13 protein-coding genes are annotated in these 17048 nt (G+C 71.0%); 6 read left to right on the top strand and 7 right to left on the bottom strand.

Annotation, left to right across the window (positions count from 1 at the left end):
- Positions 1-8: 8 nt before the first annotated feature.
- The 4 genes from OG714_RS11560 to OG714_RS11575 all read left to right on the top strand — a co-directional run bounded on the left by OG714_RS11560 (position 9) and on the right by OG714_RS11575 (position 7093).
- On the top strand, positions 9-2426 hold the full coding sequence (locus OG714_RS11560; protein WP_406120249.1) for a glycosyl hydrolase family 95 catalytic domain-containing protein: 2418 nt from the start codon (positions 9-11) through the stop codon (positions 2424-2426).
- On the top strand, positions 2420-3457 hold the full coding sequence (locus tag OG714_RS11565; protein WP_406120250.1) for an acetylxylan esterase: 1038 nt from the start codon (positions 2420-2422) through the stop codon (positions 3455-3457). Before OG714_RS11560 ends, OG714_RS11565 begins: the two co-directional genes overlap by 7 nt.
- Entirely contained in the window at positions 3454-4815 is a 1362-nt protein-coding gene (locus tag OG714_RS11570; protein WP_406120251.1) for an ABC transporter substrate-binding protein, read from the top strand. The genes OG714_RS11565 and OG714_RS11570 overlap by 4 nt, the downstream gene beginning before the upstream one ends.
- 94 nt (positions 4816-4909) lie before the next feature.
- Positions 4910-7093, top strand: a complete 2184-nt coding sequence (locus tag OG714_RS11575) for an alpha-galactosidase (RefSeq protein ID WP_406120252.1) — start codon at positions 4910-4912, stop codon at positions 7091-7093.
- A 22-nt stretch (positions 7094-7115) separates the two neighbouring features.
- Here the strand turns inward: OG714_RS11575 and OG714_RS11580 are convergent, their stop codons facing one another.
- From OG714_RS11580 to OG714_RS11590, 3 genes are read right to left on the bottom strand one after another with little or no spacing between them, the layout of a single operon-like run.
- Positions 7116-7943, bottom strand: coding sequence for a class I SAM-dependent methyltransferase (locus OG714_RS11580; RefSeq protein WP_406120253.1), 828 nt, complete (start codon positions 7941-7943; stop codon positions 7116-7118).
- Positions 7940-8647 (bottom strand): response regulator, encoded by a 708-nt coding sequence (locus OG714_RS11585; RefSeq protein WP_406120254.1) that lies wholly within the window; start codon positions 8645-8647, stop codon positions 7940-7942. Before OG714_RS11585 ends, OG714_RS11580 begins: the two co-directional genes overlap by 4 nt.
- Complete coding sequence (locus tag OG714_RS11590; RefSeq protein WP_406120255.1) at positions 8644-9759, bottom strand: sensor histidine kinase; 1116 nt, start codon at positions 9757-9759, stop codon at positions 8644-8646. The genes OG714_RS11585 and OG714_RS11590 overlap by 4 nt, the downstream gene beginning before the upstream one ends.
- A 165-nt stretch (positions 9760-9924) precedes the next feature.
- Here OG714_RS11590 and OG714_RS11595 point away from each other — a divergent pair, with 165 nt between their 5' ends.
- Together OG714_RS11595 and OG714_RS11600 are read left to right on the top strand one after the other, a co-directional pair.
- On the top strand, positions 9925-10920 hold the full coding sequence (locus OG714_RS11595) for a carboxymuconolactone decarboxylase family protein (protein ID WP_406120256.1): 996 nt from the start codon (positions 9925-9927) through the stop codon (positions 10918-10920).
- Between the two features lie 165 nt (positions 10921-11085).
- Positions 11086-11757: a hypothetical protein gene (locus OG714_RS11600; protein WP_406120257.1), complete on the top strand. Its 672-nt coding sequence runs from the start codon at positions 11086-11088 to the stop codon at positions 11755-11757.
- A 29-nt stretch (positions 11758-11786) separates the two neighbouring features.
- Here the strand turns inward: OG714_RS11600 and OG714_RS11605 are convergent, their stop codons facing one another.
- From OG714_RS11605 to OG714_RS11620, 4 genes are all read right to left on the bottom strand, one after another.
- On the bottom strand, positions 11787-13331 hold the full coding sequence (locus tag OG714_RS11605; RefSeq protein ID WP_406120258.1) for an NCS1 family nucleobase:cation symporter-1: 1545 nt from the start codon (positions 13329-13331) through the stop codon (positions 11787-11789).
- 174 nt (positions 13332-13505) lie between these two features.
- Positions 13506-14525 carry a TIGR03842 family LLM class F420-dependent oxidoreductase gene (locus OG714_RS11610; protein ID WP_365307131.1) on the bottom strand — a complete coding sequence of 340 codons (1020 nt, stop codon included), beginning with the start codon at positions 14523-14525 and terminating at the stop codon, positions 13506-13508.
- An 11-nt stretch (positions 14526-14536) separates the two neighbouring features.
- Complete coding sequence (gene hydA / locus OG714_RS11615; protein WP_406120259.1) at positions 14537-15940, bottom strand: dihydropyrimidinase; 1404 nt, start codon at positions 15938-15940, stop codon at positions 14537-14539.
- Positions 15941-16067: 127 nt separating this feature from the next.
- On the bottom strand, positions 16068-16910 hold the full coding sequence (locus OG714_RS11620) for a nitrilase-related carbon-nitrogen hydrolase (RefSeq protein WP_019071248.1): 843 nt from the start codon (positions 16908-16910) through the stop codon (positions 16068-16070).
- Positions 16911-17048: the final 138 nt, after the last annotated feature.

Genomic DNA, 17048 nt, shown 5'->3' on the forward strand with positions numbered 1-17048 from the left:
ACACAGCCATGCACTCCAGCGACCTGGTGCTGAGCTGGCCCGCGCCCGCCGCCACCTGGACGGAGGCCGCCCCGGTCGGCAACGGCAGGATCGGCGCGATGGTCTTCGGCGGCACCGGCCGGGCCCGTATCCAGATCAACGACTCCACCGTCTGGTCCGGCACCCCTACCGGGCCGGCCACCGCCCTCGCCGCGCTGCGCGCGCAGGGAGCCGGTCCCGAGCGGCTCGAAGAGGTCCGCGCCGCGCTGCGCGCCGGCGACCAGGACCGCGCCGAGTCCCTCCTCATGACCTTCGAGGGGCCCTACACCCAGGAGTATCTGCCGTACGCCGACCTCTACTTGACGGTGCCGGGCGGCGAGCGCGCCGAGTACCGCGGCAGGACGCTCGACCTGGACACCGCGGTCGCCGAGGACGGCTTCGACCTCGACGGGACCGCGATACGGCGCCGGGTCTGGGCCGACGCCGTCACCGGCGCGCTGTGCGTGACGCTGGACGCGGACGGCGGCACCGTCGACCTGTCCGTCGAACTCTCCACCCCACTGCGGGAGATACTGCGCTCGGCCGCCCCCGACGCCATCACGCTGGGCATCGAGATACCCGTGGACGGCGCCCCCGCCCACGAACCCGAGGTCGCGGAACCGCTGCGCTACGCGGACGGTCCCGTCGACGGCTACGACCCCTTCGGCGCCCTCGCGCTCGCCGTGCGCACCGACGGCACGACGACCGTGGACGACGAGGGAGGTCTGCGCGTCACCGGCGCCTCCCGCGTCCTGCTCACCCTCGCCAGTTCCACCGCGGCGGACCGCGACTGGAGCGGGGCTCCGGCCCTGGACCGCGCCGCCCATCTGGCCGGCGCCGGCGACCTCGCGGCGCGAGCCCTCGCGCAGGGCGCCGACCGTCTCCTCAAGGAGCACGAGGCCGACGTACGGGCCCTGTTGGGCAGCACCTCCCTGCGTGTCGGGCCCCGCCGCTCGGGCACCTACGACGTCGCCCGCGACATCCTCGGCGGCGACGACGAACTCCTCACCGCCACCGTGCTGTTCCAGCTCGGCCGCCATCTCCTGGCCACCGCCTCCCGCCCGCACACCGGCCCGCCGGCCAACCTCCAGGGCATCTGGAACGCCGACCTGCGCCCCGCCTGGTCGTCCAACTACACGATCAACATCAACACGCAGATGAACTACTGGGGCGCGGAGACGGCCGGGCTCAGCGCCTGTCACGAGCCCCTGTTCGACCTGCTCGACCGCATGGCCGTACAAGGCACGCTGGTGGCACGGGAGTTGTACGGTGCGCGCGGCTGGGTGGCGCATCACAACACCGATCCGTGGGGATGGGCGCTGCCGGTCGGCATGGGGCACGGCAACACCTCGTGGGCGCTGTGGATGATGGGCGGCGCCTGGCTGTCCCAACACCTGTGGGACCACTACGACTTCACCCGCGACCTCGGCTTCCTGCGGGAGCGGGCCTGGCCGTTGCTCAGCGGTTGCGCGGAGTTCCTGCTCGACTGGCTCGTCGACGACGGCACGGGGCATCTCGACACCCTGCCGTCGACCTCCCCGGAGAACCTGTTCCTGGCCGACGGCGTCCCGAGGTCACTGACCCGCACCGCCACCATGGACCTGGCGCTGATCCGGGCCACCTTCCAACGGACCCTGGCCGCAGCCGAGTTGCTGGCGATGGACACCCCGCTGACCGGCGAGATACGGGCGGCGCTGCCCCGGCTGCGCGCGCTGCCTCTCTCGCCGGAGGGACGGCTCCAGGAGTGGGCCGAGGACCTGACCGAGGCCGACCCGCACCACCGTCACCTCTCGCACCTGATCGCCGTACACCCGCTCGGTCTGATCGATCCCGACGCGACTCCCGAACTCGCCGCCGCCGCAAGGAAGTCGATGGACCTGCGCGGGCCCGGGGCGATGGGCTGGTCGTGGTCCTGGAAGATCGTTCTGCGGGCGTGGCTGCGTGACGCCCCGACCGCGCGCTCGCTGTTCCTTGAGGCGATCCGGCCGCTCGACGGTGACGCGGGGGTGGACGCCCCTGTGGACGGCTCCCGTTGGGGCGGGCTGCTGCCCAACCTCTTCTCCACGCATCCGCCGTTCCAGATCGACGGCAACTACGGGCTGATGGCCGCCGTGGCCGAGATGGTGGTGCAGAGCCACACCGGCGTCCTCGACCTGCTGCCCGCGCTGCCCGTCCAGTGGACCGAGGGTGAGGCCCGGGACCTGCGCTGCCGCGGCGGCCTGGCCGTCGACTTCGCCTGGAACGAGGGCGAGTTGACCGGCGCGACCGTGCGCAGGCTCACCGGCGACTCCGGTGAGCCCGTGCGGATCCGGTGCCTCGGCCGCACGGCCGAGCTGCTGCTTCCGGCCGGTCACCAGGTCGAGCTGGACGCTCTCCTGCGGCCGCGAGGGGAGCCGGTGCCGTGCTGAGCGAACAGGACGTCCCCGAGCTGTTCGCCTACCGCAGCGCCTACCGCGAACCCGCCGACTTCGACACCTTCTGGAAGGGCACCCTCGCCGAGACCCGCGCCGGGCAGGAGGCCGGGCTGCGGCTGACGGAGGTCGCCACCGGCCTGGAGACGGTCGACGTCTTCGACGCCGTCCTCCCGGGCTTCGGCGGCCACCCGGTCCACGCCTGGCTCCGGATGCCCCGGCACCGCAGCGGCCCACTGCCAGCCGTGGTCCAGTTCCACGGCTACGGCAGCGGGCGCGGCGCCCCGATCGACGACCTGCTGTGGGCGTCCGCCGGGTACGCGCATCTGCTGGTGGACGCGCGCGGTCAGGGCGGCGCCTGGGCGGGCGGGGGCGCGACCCCCGACCCGGTCGGCAGCGGTCCGGCGCATCCCGGTTTCCTCACCCGTGGCATCGAGGACAAGGACATCTACGTCTACCGGCGGGTGTTCACCGACGCCGTCCGCGCCGTCGACGCGCTGCGCGCCCGCACCGACCTCGTCGACCCCGACCGGGTCGCCCTGGTCGGCCCCAGCCAGGGCGGCGGCATCGCCCTCGCGGTCGCCGGGCTGGTGCCCGGTCTGGCGGCGGCCCACTTCCAGTCGCCGTTCCTCTGCGACATCCGGCAGGCCACCCGGCTCACCTCCGCCGAGCCGTACGCCGAGATCATCGGCTATCTGGCAGCCCGCCGGGACCGGGTGGAGCGGGCCTTCGACACCCTCGGCTACTTCGACGGCCTCGCCTTCGCCCGCCGTGCGACCGCCCCGGCCTGGTTCTCCGCCGGGCTGCGCGACGAGGTGTGCCCGCCGGTCACCGCGATCGCCGCCTACCACGCCTACGCCGGGCCCAAGGAGCTGCGGCTGTGGGAGTTCAACGGCCACGACGCCGGCGGGTCCGAGGACCTGGCCGTCGCACTGGGCGCGTTCGGCGCCCTCCTCAAGACGTCGTCCCATCCGCTGGTGCAGCCGTCCCCCGCACCGACCGCGTCATCCCGAAAGAAGGAACAATGAGAAGAATCAAGGGAGTTCGAAAGACGGTCGCGTTGGGCGCCACGCTCACGCTGGCCGCCCTGCTCTCCGCGTGCTCAGGCGGCTCCTCCTCCGCCGGCGGTTCCAAGACCGTCAACTGGTGGACCTGGGACGACAAGCAGGCCGCCGCTTACAAGGTGTGCGCCACGGACTTCGAGAAGGCCAACCCCGGCACCAAGGTGAAGATCACGCAGTACAACGTGAACGACTACTTCACCAAGCTGACCGCCGGATTCGTGGCCGGCAGCGCGCCCGACGCCTTCCAGAACAGCGTCCAGTTCTTCCAGGCGTACGCCTCCCAGCACCAACTGCTGGCGATGGACGACTACATCAAGAAGGACGACTTCGACCTGTCCCGCTTCTCGGTCGGTGTGGACGCCTGGAAGTTCACCGACGGCAAGCAGTACGCCCTGCCCCTGGACTGGGCGGCGGCCGGCCTCTACTTCAACGACGACGCCGTCAAGAAGGCCGGGTACACCGAGAAGGACGTCGACTCGCTCAACTGGAACCCCGACAACGGCGGCACGCTGGGCAAGATGATCGCCCACCTGACGATCGACACCAAGGGGCGCCGCGGCGACGAGAAGGGCTTCGACAAGTCCCACATCAAGACCTACGGCTACGGCGAGATCGCGGCCAAGGACTTCATCGGCCAGACCACCTGGAGCCCGCTGGTCAGCACCACGGGCTGGCGGCTGGGCGACAAGGCCAGCTGGCCGACGGTGTTCAACTACTCCGACCCGCGCTTCGTGAAGACCATGGACTGGATCCGCTCGCTGACCGACAAGGGCTACGCGCCCAAGATCGGGCAGTTCACCGACAGCGTCAGCGACGTCGACCTGCTCTCCTCCGGCAAGGTCGCGATGGAGACCGGCGGTTCGTGGGAGGCCTCGACCTTCGTGAAGATCCCCGGCCTCAAGGTCGGCATCGCTCCCACCCCCTACGGCCCCGACGGCAAGACCCGGTCCGTGCTGAGCAACTCCAACGGGAACAACATCTGGGCCGGGACCAAGAACCCCGACCTGGCCTGGAAGTGGGTCTCCTACATGGGCAGCGAGGCCTGCCAGTCCAAGGCCTCCCTGACCGGCACCTTCTTCCCGTCGATCCCGGCCTCCATGGACGCCTCGGCCAAGGCACTGGCCAAGACGGGCGTCGACCTGTCCGTCTTCACAGACATGATCAAGGACAAGGTGCTCTACCCGTCCCCGGTCTACGGCAACGGCGCGGCCCTCCAGGACGCCCTGCAGCCGCTGTTCCAGGGCTACTTCGCCGGACAGAAGAGCGACTCCGTCTTCACGGACATGCAGAAGCAGAGCAAGCAGCTGCTCGCCAAGAAGTGACCCCACCACTCCTCCGCACTCCCTGTCCGGCCGCCGGGCGGGCCCACTGAGCCGGGCCCGTCCGGTGGAGCCGGCCGATCGGAAAGGACTCTGCATGTCGGACACCACGGCGCGGATCCACATCCTGCGCGCGGCGGGCACCGCCCTCGTCGTGGAGCTCACCGAGCCGGTGCCCAGGGTGCTGCACTGGGGAGCCGACCTGGGCGACCTCTCGCAGGAAGCCCTGGCCGCGCTCGCCCTGACCGGCGAACCCGCCGTGCTCAACAACTCCGTCGACGTCCCGCGCCGGTTCACCGTCTGGCCCACCGAGGCCGACGCCTGGTCGGGCACCCCGGCCCAGGAGGGCCATCTCGCCGGCGCGTTCGCCGCGCCCCGGCTGACCCTGGCCGACAGTTCCTGCCAACCGCGGGCGGCGGGCGGGGAGTTGACCCTTCACCTCACCGACCCCGGAATCGGACTCGACGTCACTCTCTCCTACCGTCTGGAGCCCTCCGGAGTACTGGGCGTACGCACCACGCTCACCCGCCGGCCGGACGCCGACCCGGCGCCGTACGACCTGGCGCACGTCACGACGCTGCTGCCGGTGCCGCGCCGGGCCGCGGAGGTCCTCGACTTCACCGGCAAGTGGAGCCGGGAGCGCTCACCGCAGCGGCGGCCGCTGGGTTTCGGCACCCATGCCCGTGAGGTGCGGCGGGGCAAGCCGGGACTGGACTCGCCGTACGTCATGGCGGTGGGCGTGCCCGGATTCGGCTTCCGCGACGGGGAGATCTGGGCCGTGCACGTGGCCTGGAGCGGCGACCAGCGGTATCTGGCCGAGCAGTTGCCGGAGGGCGCGGGCACCCATGCGGCGGTGCTCGGCGGCGGCGAACTCCTGCGGGCCGGGGAGATCCGGCTCGCGCCCGGCGACTCGTACACCGCCCCGGTCTGTCACTTCGCCTGGTCCGACCAGGGCCTGGACGGGCTCGCCGACCGCTTCCACACCCTGCTGCGGGGCCGCCCCGCCCATCCTCGCGGCCCCCGCCCGGTGATCCTCAACAGCTGGGAGGCGGTGTACTTCGACCACGATCTGGACCGGCTGCTTCGGCTGGCCGACCGGGCCGCCGAGGTCGGTGTCGAGCGGTTCGTGCTGGACGACGGCTGGTTCCGGGGCCGTCGTTCGGACAACGCCGGGCTGGGCGACTGGACCGTCGACCCGGTGGTTTGGCCCGAGGGGCTGACCCCGCTGGTGGACCATGTGGGCTCGCTCGGCATGGAGTTCGGGCTGTGGGTCGAGCCGGAGATGATCAACCTGGACTCCGACCTGGCCCGCGAGCACCCCGACTGGGTGCTGGGTCCCGCCCGTGGGGTCGGCCCGGCGGCCCGCCATCAGCATGTGCTGGACCTGGCCAACCCCGACGCCTGGCGGTACCTGCTGGACGCGTTGGACGCGCTGGTGGAGAAGTACGCGATCGCCTATCTCAAGTGGGACCACAACCGGGAACTCCACGAGACCGTGCACTCCGCCGCCGACCGTCCCGTGGCGCACGCCCAGGTGGTGGCCCTCTACCGGCTGATCGACGCGCTCCGGGAACGCCATCCCGCGCTGGAGATCGAGAGCTGCGCCGCCGGTGGCGGACGGGTCGACCTGGGCATCCTGGAGCGGACCGACCGGGTCTGGGCCTCGGACTGCAACGACCCGGTGGAGCGCCAGACCATCCAGCGCTGGACCGCGCAGCTGCTGCCCCCCGAACTGGTCGGCACCCACGTGGGCCCGCGCACCAGTCACACCATGGACCGCGTCAGCTCCGACCAACTCCGCCTGGCCACCGCCCTGTTCGGGCACGCCGGCATCGAACAGGACCTCACCCGCTGCACCCCGGAGGAACTCGCCCGGCTCACCGCGTGGACCGCGCTCCACCGCGAACTGCGCCCGCTGCTGCACGGCGGGCGCACGGTCCGCGCCGACCTCACCGACGACTCGACACTGCTGCACGGAGTCGTGGCTCACGACGGGTCGGCCGCGCTGTACTGCTGGGCGCGGCTCGCCACCTCCCCCGAGGGCCAGTACGGGCGGGTGCCGTTGCCCGGCTTGGACCCCGAGGCGACCTACCGGGTGCGGGTGCGCACCGAGCTGGGCCGGCCGTCCTTCCACGAGGTGGCGGAACCCGCCTGGCTGCCCGCGGCCCTCGACGACCGCCTGTCGCTGCCCGGCTCCGTCCTCACCCTCGCCGGCCTGCCCCTGCCGAACCTCAACCCCGAGCAGGCCCTGCTCCTCGAACTCACGAGGACGGCCCGCTGACCGTGAGCGGCACGGCGTACGGTCAGTGGGGCCGCCTGCCCGCGGTGAGCAGATGTCCGCTGGTGCCGAGCAGCGTGAGCTCGGACTCGATCCGGCGGGTGGCCGCCAGGACGGCCTCGCGGCGGTCGGGGTCGTCCAGCCAGTCCTCGATGCCGCCCATCAGCCAGGCGGCGCCTTCGAGGCCGTACTGGCCCTCGACGGTCAGGCCGGTCTCCGTGAACTCCTCGGGGGCCTCGTGGGGTTGGGCGAAGTAGGCGGTCGTGAAGAGGCCGCCGTCCTGGGAGTCGTGGCGTCCCTCCTCCGTCTCCCGGTCGACCCGCACGCGGTGCGGGGCGGTGAAGTACAGCTCGTGCTTGAGCAGGTCGTGCAGGCCCGCGAACCGGTTGATCGTCACCGCGGCCACCAGACCGCCCGGCCGCACCACCCGACGCGCCTCGCTCAACGCCCGTACCCGGTCGGCCCGTTCGGGCAGGTGGTACAGCGGCCCGAGCAGCAACACCACGTCGTACGAGGCGTCTTCGGCGGGCAGCGCCCTGGCGTCCCCGGCGCGGGCGTCGACCCCGGGCAGCCGGCCCGCCTGTTCCACGTGCAGCGGTACGGGGTCCACGAGTTGGACCTCGTACCCGTCCCGCGCGAGCCACTCGGCGTGGATGCCGCTGCCTCCGCCGACGTCCAGCAGCTTCGCGGGAGCCGTCGGCAGCAGGCGCCGCAGCACGTCCTGGGTGCGCCAGAACTCGAGCCGCTCGGAACCCTGTCTGAGGCGGCCGTCCTCCTTGCCCTGGGCGTAGTAGGCGAGGATCTCCTCGCGAACACCGACGGCGGGGTCCTGCGCGCGTGTCGTCTCGGTCATCGCCCCAGGTTGCGATCCGGCGGGTCCGGCTCGCAACGGGATTCCGGCGTGCGGGCCGTCACCAGCCCCGACTCGTAGGCGAACACGACGAGTTGGGCCCGGTCCCGCGCTCCGAGTTTGGTCATCGCCCGGCTGATGTGGGTCTTCGCCGTGAACGGGCTGATGACCATGTGGGCGGCGATCTCCTCGTTGGTGAGACCGCGGGCGGCCAGCGCGGTGACCTCGCGTTCGCGGCGGGTGAGGTGCTCAAGACCGGAGGGGGTGGAACGGTCCGGGGGCCGGGACACGAACTCGCCGATGAGGGTGCGGGTGATGGCCGGGGACAGGAGCGCCTCGCCGCCGGCGACGATCTCGATCGCCTGGAGCAGGTCCGCCGGGTCGGTGTCCTTGAGGAGGAAGCCGCTGGCGCCCGCGCGCAGCGCCTCGAAGACATACTCGTCCAGGCCGTAGTTGGTGAGGATGACGACCCGGACCGCGGCGAGGGCCGGGTCGGCGGCGATGCGGCGGGTGGCCTCGATGCCCGTCATCACCGGCATCTGTACGTCGATCAGCGCGATGTCGGGAAGCTGCGCGCGCACGAGGGCCACGCCCTGTTCGCCGTTGGCCGCCTCGCCGACGACGTCGATGCCTTCCTCGGCGTCGAGGAGGGCGCGGAAGCCCGCGCGCATCAGCGCCTGGTCGTCGACGACCGCGACCCGGATCATCCCGTCTCCCCCAGCGGCAGTTCGGCCCGTACCGAGAAGCCGCCCCCCGCGCGCGGGGCGGTGTGCAGGGTGCCGCCGAGGGCCGCGACGCGCTCGCGCATGCCGGTGAGGCCGATGCCCGGCTTCGGCGGGCAGCCGGGGTCGGCCGCTCCGTCGTCCTCCACGCGTATCGTCAAGTCGACGTCCCCGTAGTCGAGTTGGACGCTGACCTTCGCGGGGCCCGCGTGCCGGGCCGCGTTGGTGAGGGCCTCCTGGACGATGCGGTACACCGCGCGGTCGACCGTCGCGGCGAGGGGGCGCTCCTCCCCGGTCACCGCGAGTTCGACGGCGAGACCGGCCGCGCAGGCCCGCTCGACGAGCAGCGCGGGGGTGCCGGTGGGTTCCTCGGTGGTGCGCAGGATCTCCAGGGTGGCCCGCAGTTCGCGCATCGCCTCGCCGCCCGCCTCCTGGATGGCGAGCAGCGCGGGTGGCACCTCCTCGCCGCGCTTGCGGGCGAGATGGACGGCAACGCCCGCCTGGAGCTTGACGATCGAGATGCTGTGGGTGAGGGAGTCGTGCAACTCCCGCGCGATCCGCAGGCGTTCCTCGCCCGCGCGCCGCAACGCGGCCTCCTCGCGGGTCCGTTCGGCCTCCAGGGCGCGCTGTTCGGTCTGGCGCAGATACGCCTGCCAGTTGCGGTCGGCGAGGCCGGTGACCACGGCGCACAGGAACCAGCCGGCGATGAGCGCGGTCCGCTCCAGCACCTGCTGGGTCGTCGGCCCCGTCGCGAAGTACGCCGCCAGGAACAACGCGCCCGCACCGGCCGCCCAGCCGCGGTGTCCCGCGCGGGCCGCCGTGTGCATGGCGGCGAGGACGGGCAGACCGGCGACCGGCCCCGGATGGGCGTGCAGGACGTAGCCGGCCTCCGCCACCGTGGCCACGGCGAGGACCGCTCTCGGAGCCGTCTGGTAGAACGCCAGGGCCGCCGAGGCGAGGGCGGCGAGCGCGAAGTCGACGGCGGTCGTGTCCGCGTCGAAGGCCGCGACGGTCACTACGAGGGCGCCGATCACGACCGCGAGGGACGCGTCGGCGAGGCGCCTGCGTGGGGTCACATCGACCGGATACCCGCTCATGTCCGCACACTAGACCGCCGCGCCGACACGGGCGTCAGCCCTGTGGACAACTCCTGGACTACTCCCCACGCAGTAGTCCGCGACGCCGCGGACCTCCCCGTCGTAGCCCCAACTGCCTTCGCCCGTACGACGACCCGGGCCGCCCCGGCCGCGCACGCTGCTGCCATGCCCACACCCTTCCGTCACACTCAGCCGCCGTCGCCGAAGTCGGCCACCGGCCGCACCGCCGAGGTCTTCGAGCAGATCGCCGTCGACTTCGGGATCGAACGCCCCCCGACCTTCGTGGTCCTGTCCTCCGCACCCGAACTCCTCGCGCCCGCCTGGGCGTTGATGCGGGAGTCGCTGATCGCGGGCGCCGGCGGCCGCACCGGCAAGGAGCTGGCCGCCCTCGGTGTCTCGCTCGCCAACAAGTGCCCGTTCTGCGCGGACGCGCACACCGTCCTGCTGCACGCCACCGGCGACCACGCCCTCGCCGAGCACCTGGCCCGGGGCGGCACACCGGAGGACGAGGACCACGCGCGCGTGCTCGACTGGGGCCGCCGGACGCGCGTCCCGGGTGCGACCCTCACGCCGTACCCGTTCCCGCGCGAGCAGGCGCCCGCCTACCTGGGCACCGCCCTCGCCTTCCACTTCATCAACCGCGTCGTGTCGGCCCTGCTGACCGAACAGCTCCTCCCGGGCAACGCCCAGCGCTTCCGGGCCGTACGGAGCCTCGCGGGCCGCAGCGTCGCCCGCACCGTGCGCCGCAGTGCCGTACCGGGCGCGGCGCTCCCCCTGCTCGACGCGCCGGGCGCCGGCCCGGACTGGGCGGCCGGAACGGCGGTGGGTCCGGCCTACGACGCCCTGCGCACGGCCGCGCACGCGGGCGCCGAGCTGCTCGACGCGGACGACCGGACGCTCGTACGGGAGACGCTGTGGGCCTGGGACGGGTCGCATCCGCCGGTCGTCCTGCGCGGTTTCCCGAACCGGCGGGAGCGGCCCGCCGCGCGCCTGGCGGTGCTGGCCGCGCTCGCGCCGTACCGGATCACGGAGGAGGATGTCGCCGCCTGGTGCGCGCCCCGGCACACCGACGCGAGTCTGGTCCGGCTGATCGCGTACGGGGCGTTCGCGGCCGTCGAACGGATCGAGACGACGATGCGCGTGCCCGCCGCGCGGGCGTGACGCACGGACATAAGGGGACACACAGCCCACGAACAGTGAGGCACTGTCACCGCACAGGCACGGAGCGAGTTCATACTTCCGCCTCACAGGCAGTCATGTGACACTGGCCGTCCCCGTCCGCAGTGCGGACCCGCTCCGCACGTGATCCCCCACGAGAAGTGCGACTTGCGTTCTCTTCCTCTGCCGCTCGCTCTCACCGCACGTCTGTCACCGGTCGTCGTGCTCGCCACGATGGGCTGGGCCCTGACGTCCGGACCGTTCGCCGCGACGACGACCGCCGACCACAAGTCGACGCCCGAGGCCGGCTCCTCGTCCGGCAGCTCGGCCCCGTCGACGGCGCCCGTGGCCAAGGCGTACTCCACGTCCCCCGCCCCGTGCGGAAGTGTGGCGGTGGCGACGATCAAGTCGCTGGTGCCGGGCGCGAAGACCGCCGGCAAGGAGATCCCGTCGACGGACACGAAGGTGCGCCGCACCTGCTCGTGGAACGCGCTCAAGGGGTACGACTACCGCTGGCTCGACGTGTCGTACGAGATCACGGAATCGGACGCGGCGGCACAGAAGTCGTACACCGAGACGACTACGGAGAAGAGCGGCGGCGGGGTGGTCCCCGGGCTCGGCGACTCCGCCTACTCCATCGTGAACCTCACCACGGAGGACAAGCAGCAGACGCGTGAGGGCACGGTCGTCGTCCGCGCGGGCAACGCGCTGGTGACCATCACCTACAACGGCAGCGACTTCGAGAACAAGAAGGCGCCGAGTACGGACGTCATCAACAAGGGTGCGATCAAGGCCGCCAAGGAGGCGGTGACCGCACTGGAGGGCGGCAAGGCCAGCTAGCCTCGACCGCCCTCCAAGTCGCGGAGTCCTTACGCCTCGACGGTCTCCGGTACCGGCTCCGTCTGCTTGCCGGTCAGCAACGTGAGTACTACGTAGAGCAGCATCGACGTGCCCAGGCCGACGGCCCAGCCGTAGTCGGCGAGCGAGGACAGGGCCGGGATGGGCCGGCCGTCGATCAGCGGGTGGAAGTCGGCGCCGCCGACGGCGAGTACGCCACCCACCACGAAGGCGACGACGGCCCGCCAGTTCCAGCCGCCGTCGTACCAGTAGCGGCCGCCCTTGCGGTACAGGTCGGCGAGGTCGAGCTTGCCGCGGCGCAGGATCCAGTAGTCGGCGATGAGGATGCCGGCGACCGTGCCGAGCAGACCGCCGACCAGGCCGAGCCAGGTGAAGATGTAGCCCTGCGGGTCGGAGTACAGCTTCCACGGGAAGATCAGCACCGCGAGGACGCTGGTCACGAGGGCGCCGGTGCGGAAACTGATCTTCCGGGGCGCGATGTTGGAGAAGTCGAAGGCGGGCGAGACCAGGTTGGCCGCGATGTTCACGGACAGGGTCGCGACCAGCACGGTCACCAACGCGTACAGCAGGCCCACGACGTTGTCCGTCTTCGCCGCCAGCTGCACCGGGTCCCAGATCGCCGTGCCGTAGACGGCCTGCGAACCGGAGGTGACCATCACCGACAGGAACGCGAACAGGGTCATCGTGGTCGGCAGACCGAGCGCCTGGCCCCATGTCTGGGCCTTCTGGCTCTTGCCGTAGCGGGTGAAGTCGGGGATGTTCAGCGACAGCGTGGACCAGAAGCCGATCATGCCCATGAGCGAGGGCCAGAACAGCTTCCAGAAGCTGCCGCCCCAACCGAGCTTGGAGGGCTGGTCGAAGAGCGGGCCGAAGCCGCCGGCCTTGTCGCTCATCCACCACAGCATCACGAACGCGCCGACGAGCACGAAGGGCGCCGCCCAGTTCTCGAAGCGGCGGATCGTCTCCATACCCCGGTAGATGATGGCCACTTGGAGCACCCAGAACAGCGCGAACGACAGCCACATCGTCCAGGCGTACCCGCCGATGTGCGAGGCGTTGGCCCAGCTGTCCCCGATCAGCTTGCCGGCGAGGAAGAAGATCGCCTCACCGCCGATCCAGGTCTGGATGCCGAACCAGCCACAGGCCACCAACGCCCGTACGACAGCGGGGAGGTTGGCGCCGCGCACGCCGAACGAGGCACGCGCGAAGACCGGGAAGGGGATGCCGTACTTCGGTCCCGCGTGCCCGGTGAGCAGCATGGGCACGAGCACGATCAGGTTGGCCAGGGCGATGGTGAACACCGCCTGCTTCCAGTCCATGCCGACGGCGATGAGACCGGAGGCGAGGGTCCAGGAGGCCGTGTTGTGGGCCATGCCGACCCACAGTGCGGAGAAGTTGTACGTGGTCCAGGTGCGCTTCTCGACGGGAACCGGCAGCAGGTCGTCGTTGGCGTACGGACCGCTGGGCAGCGGAGACCCCGGGGCGAGCTCCACCCGCCCGTCGGCGAGGGTGACTTGAGCGGTCGGCTCTATGGCCGTGGGAGCGGTGTCGGTCATGGGCAGGCCAATCAAACGAGGGGCGGATCCGGAAAGGCCGTGCGGGGGCTTGGCGGGGCCGGGGAAGGGCGTGCCCGCCCTTCCCCGGCCCCGCCACCCCCCCTCCCCAGGACGGTGGGGAGGGGGAGAACTGGAGTGGGGGGACGGGGAGTTGAGCGGTGGTACGGGTGTGCGTCAGCCGTTGACGGCCGGGATCACCTTCGACCCGTAGGCGTCGATGGTGGCCTCCTGCGCGTCGTGCATGTCGTAGACGGCGAACTGGTCGACGCCCAACTCGCGCAGGGCGTTGAGCTTTTCGATCTGCTTCTCGGCCGATCCGATGATGCAGAACCGGTCGACGATCTCGTCGGGCACGAAGGCGGTGTCGGGGTTGTCGGAACGGCCGTGATGCGAATAGTCGTACCCCTCACGGGCCTTGATGTAGTCCGTGAGTTCCTCGGGTACGGCGGCGGAGTGCTCGCCGTACTTGGAGACGAGGTCGGCGACGTGGTTGCCGACCATGCCGCCGAACCAGCGGCACTGGTCGCGCGCGTGGGCGAGCGCCTCGGGCGAGTCGTCCTCGGTGACGTAGGCCGGGGCGGCGACGCAGATCTTGACCTCGGACGGGTCGCGTCCGGCGGCGACGGCCGCGTCCTTGACCGCCTTCACCATGTACTCGGTGAGGTAGAGGTCCGAGAGCTGGAGGATGAAGCCGTCGGCCTCCTCGCCGGTCATCTTCAGCGCCTTGGGGCCGTACGCGGCCATCCAGACCGGGAGTTGGGCGTCCTCCTTGGCCCAGGGGAACTTGATGACCGTGCCGCCGAGGTCCGCCTCCTGGCCGGAGCCGAGCGCCCTGATGACCTTCATGGCCTCGCTGATCCGGGCCAGCGTGTTCGGCGTGCGGCCCGCGACGCGCATCGCGGAGTCGCCGCGGCCGATGCCGCAGACCGTGCGGTTGCCGAACATGTCGTTCAGGGTGGCGAAGGTGGAGGCGGTGACCTCCCAGGTGCGGGTGCCCGGGTTGGTGACCATCGGGCCGACCGTCAACTTGGTGGTGTTGGCCAGGATCTGACTGTAGATCACGAACGGCTCCTGCCACAGCACGGCGGAGTCGAAGGTCCAGCCGTAAGTGAAGCCGTTGCGCTCGGCGCGCTTCATCAGGCTGATGACCCGCGAGGCCGGCGGGTCGGTCTGCAGGACGAGTCCGAAGTCCATGTGCGCCACTCCTAGTTGAGGTACTGACTGGTGGAGCGCGGGGTGTAGACGCCGTGGCCCGCGTGCCCGGTGTACTCCCGCTCGGTGATGACGAGTTCGCCGCGCGAGAGGACGGTCTCGACGCGGCCGGTGAGGCGCTTGCCCTCGTACGCCGAGTAGTCGACGTTCATGTGGTGCGTCTCGGCGGAGACGGTCTGCTCGGCGTGCGGGTCGTAGATGACGACGTCGGCGTCGGCGCCCGGGGCGATGGTGCCCTTCTTCGGGTAGAGGCCGAACATCCGCGCCGGGGAGGCACAGGCGATCTCGATCCAGCGGCGGCGGCTGATGTGGCCGTCGACGACGCCCTGGTGGAGCAGGTCCATGCGGTTCTCGACGCCCGGCATGCCGTTCGGGATCTTCGAGAAGTCGCCCCGGCCCAGTTCCTTCTGGCCCACGAAGCAGAAGGGGCAGTGGTCGGTGGAGACCACCTGGAGGTCGTTGGTGCGCAGGCCCTGCCACAGCTTGGCCTGGTGGTCCTTGGGGCGCAGCGGCGTGCTGCACACGTACTTCGCGCCCTCGAAGTCGGGCTCGGCGAGGTTGTCGGTCGACAGGAACAGGTACTGCGGACAGGTCTCGCCGAAGACGGGGAGCCCCTCGTCGCGCGCCCGGGCGATCTCGGCGACCGCCTCCATCGCGGAGACGTGCACGACGTAGAGGGGTGCTCCGGCGACCTGCGCGAGCTTGATCGCGCGGTGGGTGGCCTCGGCTTCGAGGAGGGCCTTGCGGACCTCGCCGTGGTAGCGGGGGTCGGTCTCACCGCGGGCCAGCGCCTGCTCGACCAGTACGTCGATGGCGATGCCGTTCTCGGCGTGCATCATGATCAACCCGCCGTTGTCGGCGGCACGTTGCATGGCGCGCAGGATCTGGCCGTCGTCGCTGTAGAAGACGCCCGGGTAGGCCATGAACTGCTTGAAGGAGGTGACGCCCTCCTGCACCAGCAGGTCCATCTCCTTGAGGGTGTTCTCGTTGACGTCGGAGACGATCATGTGGAAGCCGTAGTCGATGGCGCAGTTGCCCTCGGCCTTGGCGTGCCAGGCGTCGAGGCCCTCGCGGAGGGCTCCGCCGACGCTCTGGATGGCGAAGTCGACGATGGTCGTCGTACCGCCCCAGGCGGCGGCCCGGGTGCCGGTCTCGAAGGTGTCGGCCGCCTTCGTGCCGCCGAACGGCATCTCCATGTGGGTGTGGGCGTCGACCCCGCCCGGGATGACGTACTTCCCGGTGGCGTCGATGACCCGCTCGGCGGTCCAGCCCTCGGCGGTGGTGGTGCCGGAGGTAGCGAGGGCGGCGATTCGGCCGTCCTCGATCAGGACGTCGGCGTGGAGTTCGTCTGACGCGGTGATTACTAGGCCGCCGCGGATGACGGTACGGGTGCTCATTTTGACTCCGCTGGGTTGTCGTCGGGTGCGGGTCGTTGGGTTGTCGGGTGCGGGTCTGTGGGGGCTGGTCGCGCAGTTCCCCGCGCCCCTCTGGAAGGGCTGCGCCCTCCAGAGGGGCGCGGGTTGCTTACGGTGCGGTCAACGGCCCGTACGCGTCCGGGCGGCGGTCGCGGTAGAACTGCCAGCGGTCGCGGACCTCGCGCAACTTCGCCAAGTCCAAGTCCCGGACGACGAGTTCGGGCTCCTTGTCGCTGGCCACCTCGCCGACGAACTGGGCCTCCGGGTCGACGAAGTAGGTCGTGCCGTAGAAGTCGTTGTCGCCCAGTTCCTCGACACCGACCCGGTTGATGGCGCCGACGAAGTACTCGTTGGCGGCGGCGGCAGCGGGCTGCTCCAGCTGCCACAGGTAGGCGGACAGGCCGCGCGAGGTCGCCGACGGGTTGAAGACGATCTCGGCACCCGCGAGGCCCAGTGCACGCCAGCCCTCCGGGAAGTGCCGGTCGTAGCAGATGTAGACGCCGATCTTGCCGACCTTGGTGTCGAAGATCGGCCAGCCGCTGTTGCCCGGGCGGAAGTAGAACTTCTCCCAGAATCCCGGCACTTGGGGGATGTGGTGCTTGCGGTACTTGCCGAGGTAGGAACCGTCCGCGTCGATCACGGCGGCCGTGTTGTAGAGGACGCCGGGCTGCTCCTCCTCGTACATCGGCAGGACCAGGACGATGCCGTGTTCCTTGGCGAGCGCCTGGAAGCGCTTGACGATCGGGCCGTCCGGGATCGCCTCGGCGTACTCGTAGAACGCCTTGTCCTGGACCTGGCAGAAGTACGGTCCGTAGAACAGCTCCTGGAAGCACAGGACTTGAGCACCCTGCGCGGCCGCGTCGCGGACCGCCTGCTCGTGTACCTGGATCATGGACTCCTTGTCGCCCGTCCAGGCTGTCTGGAACAGGGCGGCACGAATCACTGTGCTCATCGGGACCTCCGGTCGCTAGGTGTGTGAGGAGCCTAGGAAGTCCTGATGTCCGGTTTGAGTTGCACGGTGTCACGTCTGCGAGCGCGCGGCGTTCCACGGTGTCACCCTGTCGTGGGCGCATGTTTCACCGCCGTTTTC

This window comes from Streptomyces sp. NBC_00989 (assembly GCF_045162655.1).
In the GTDB taxonomy this organism is placed as follows: domain Bacteria; phylum Actinomycetota; class Actinomycetes; order Streptomycetales; family Streptomycetaceae; genus Streptomyces.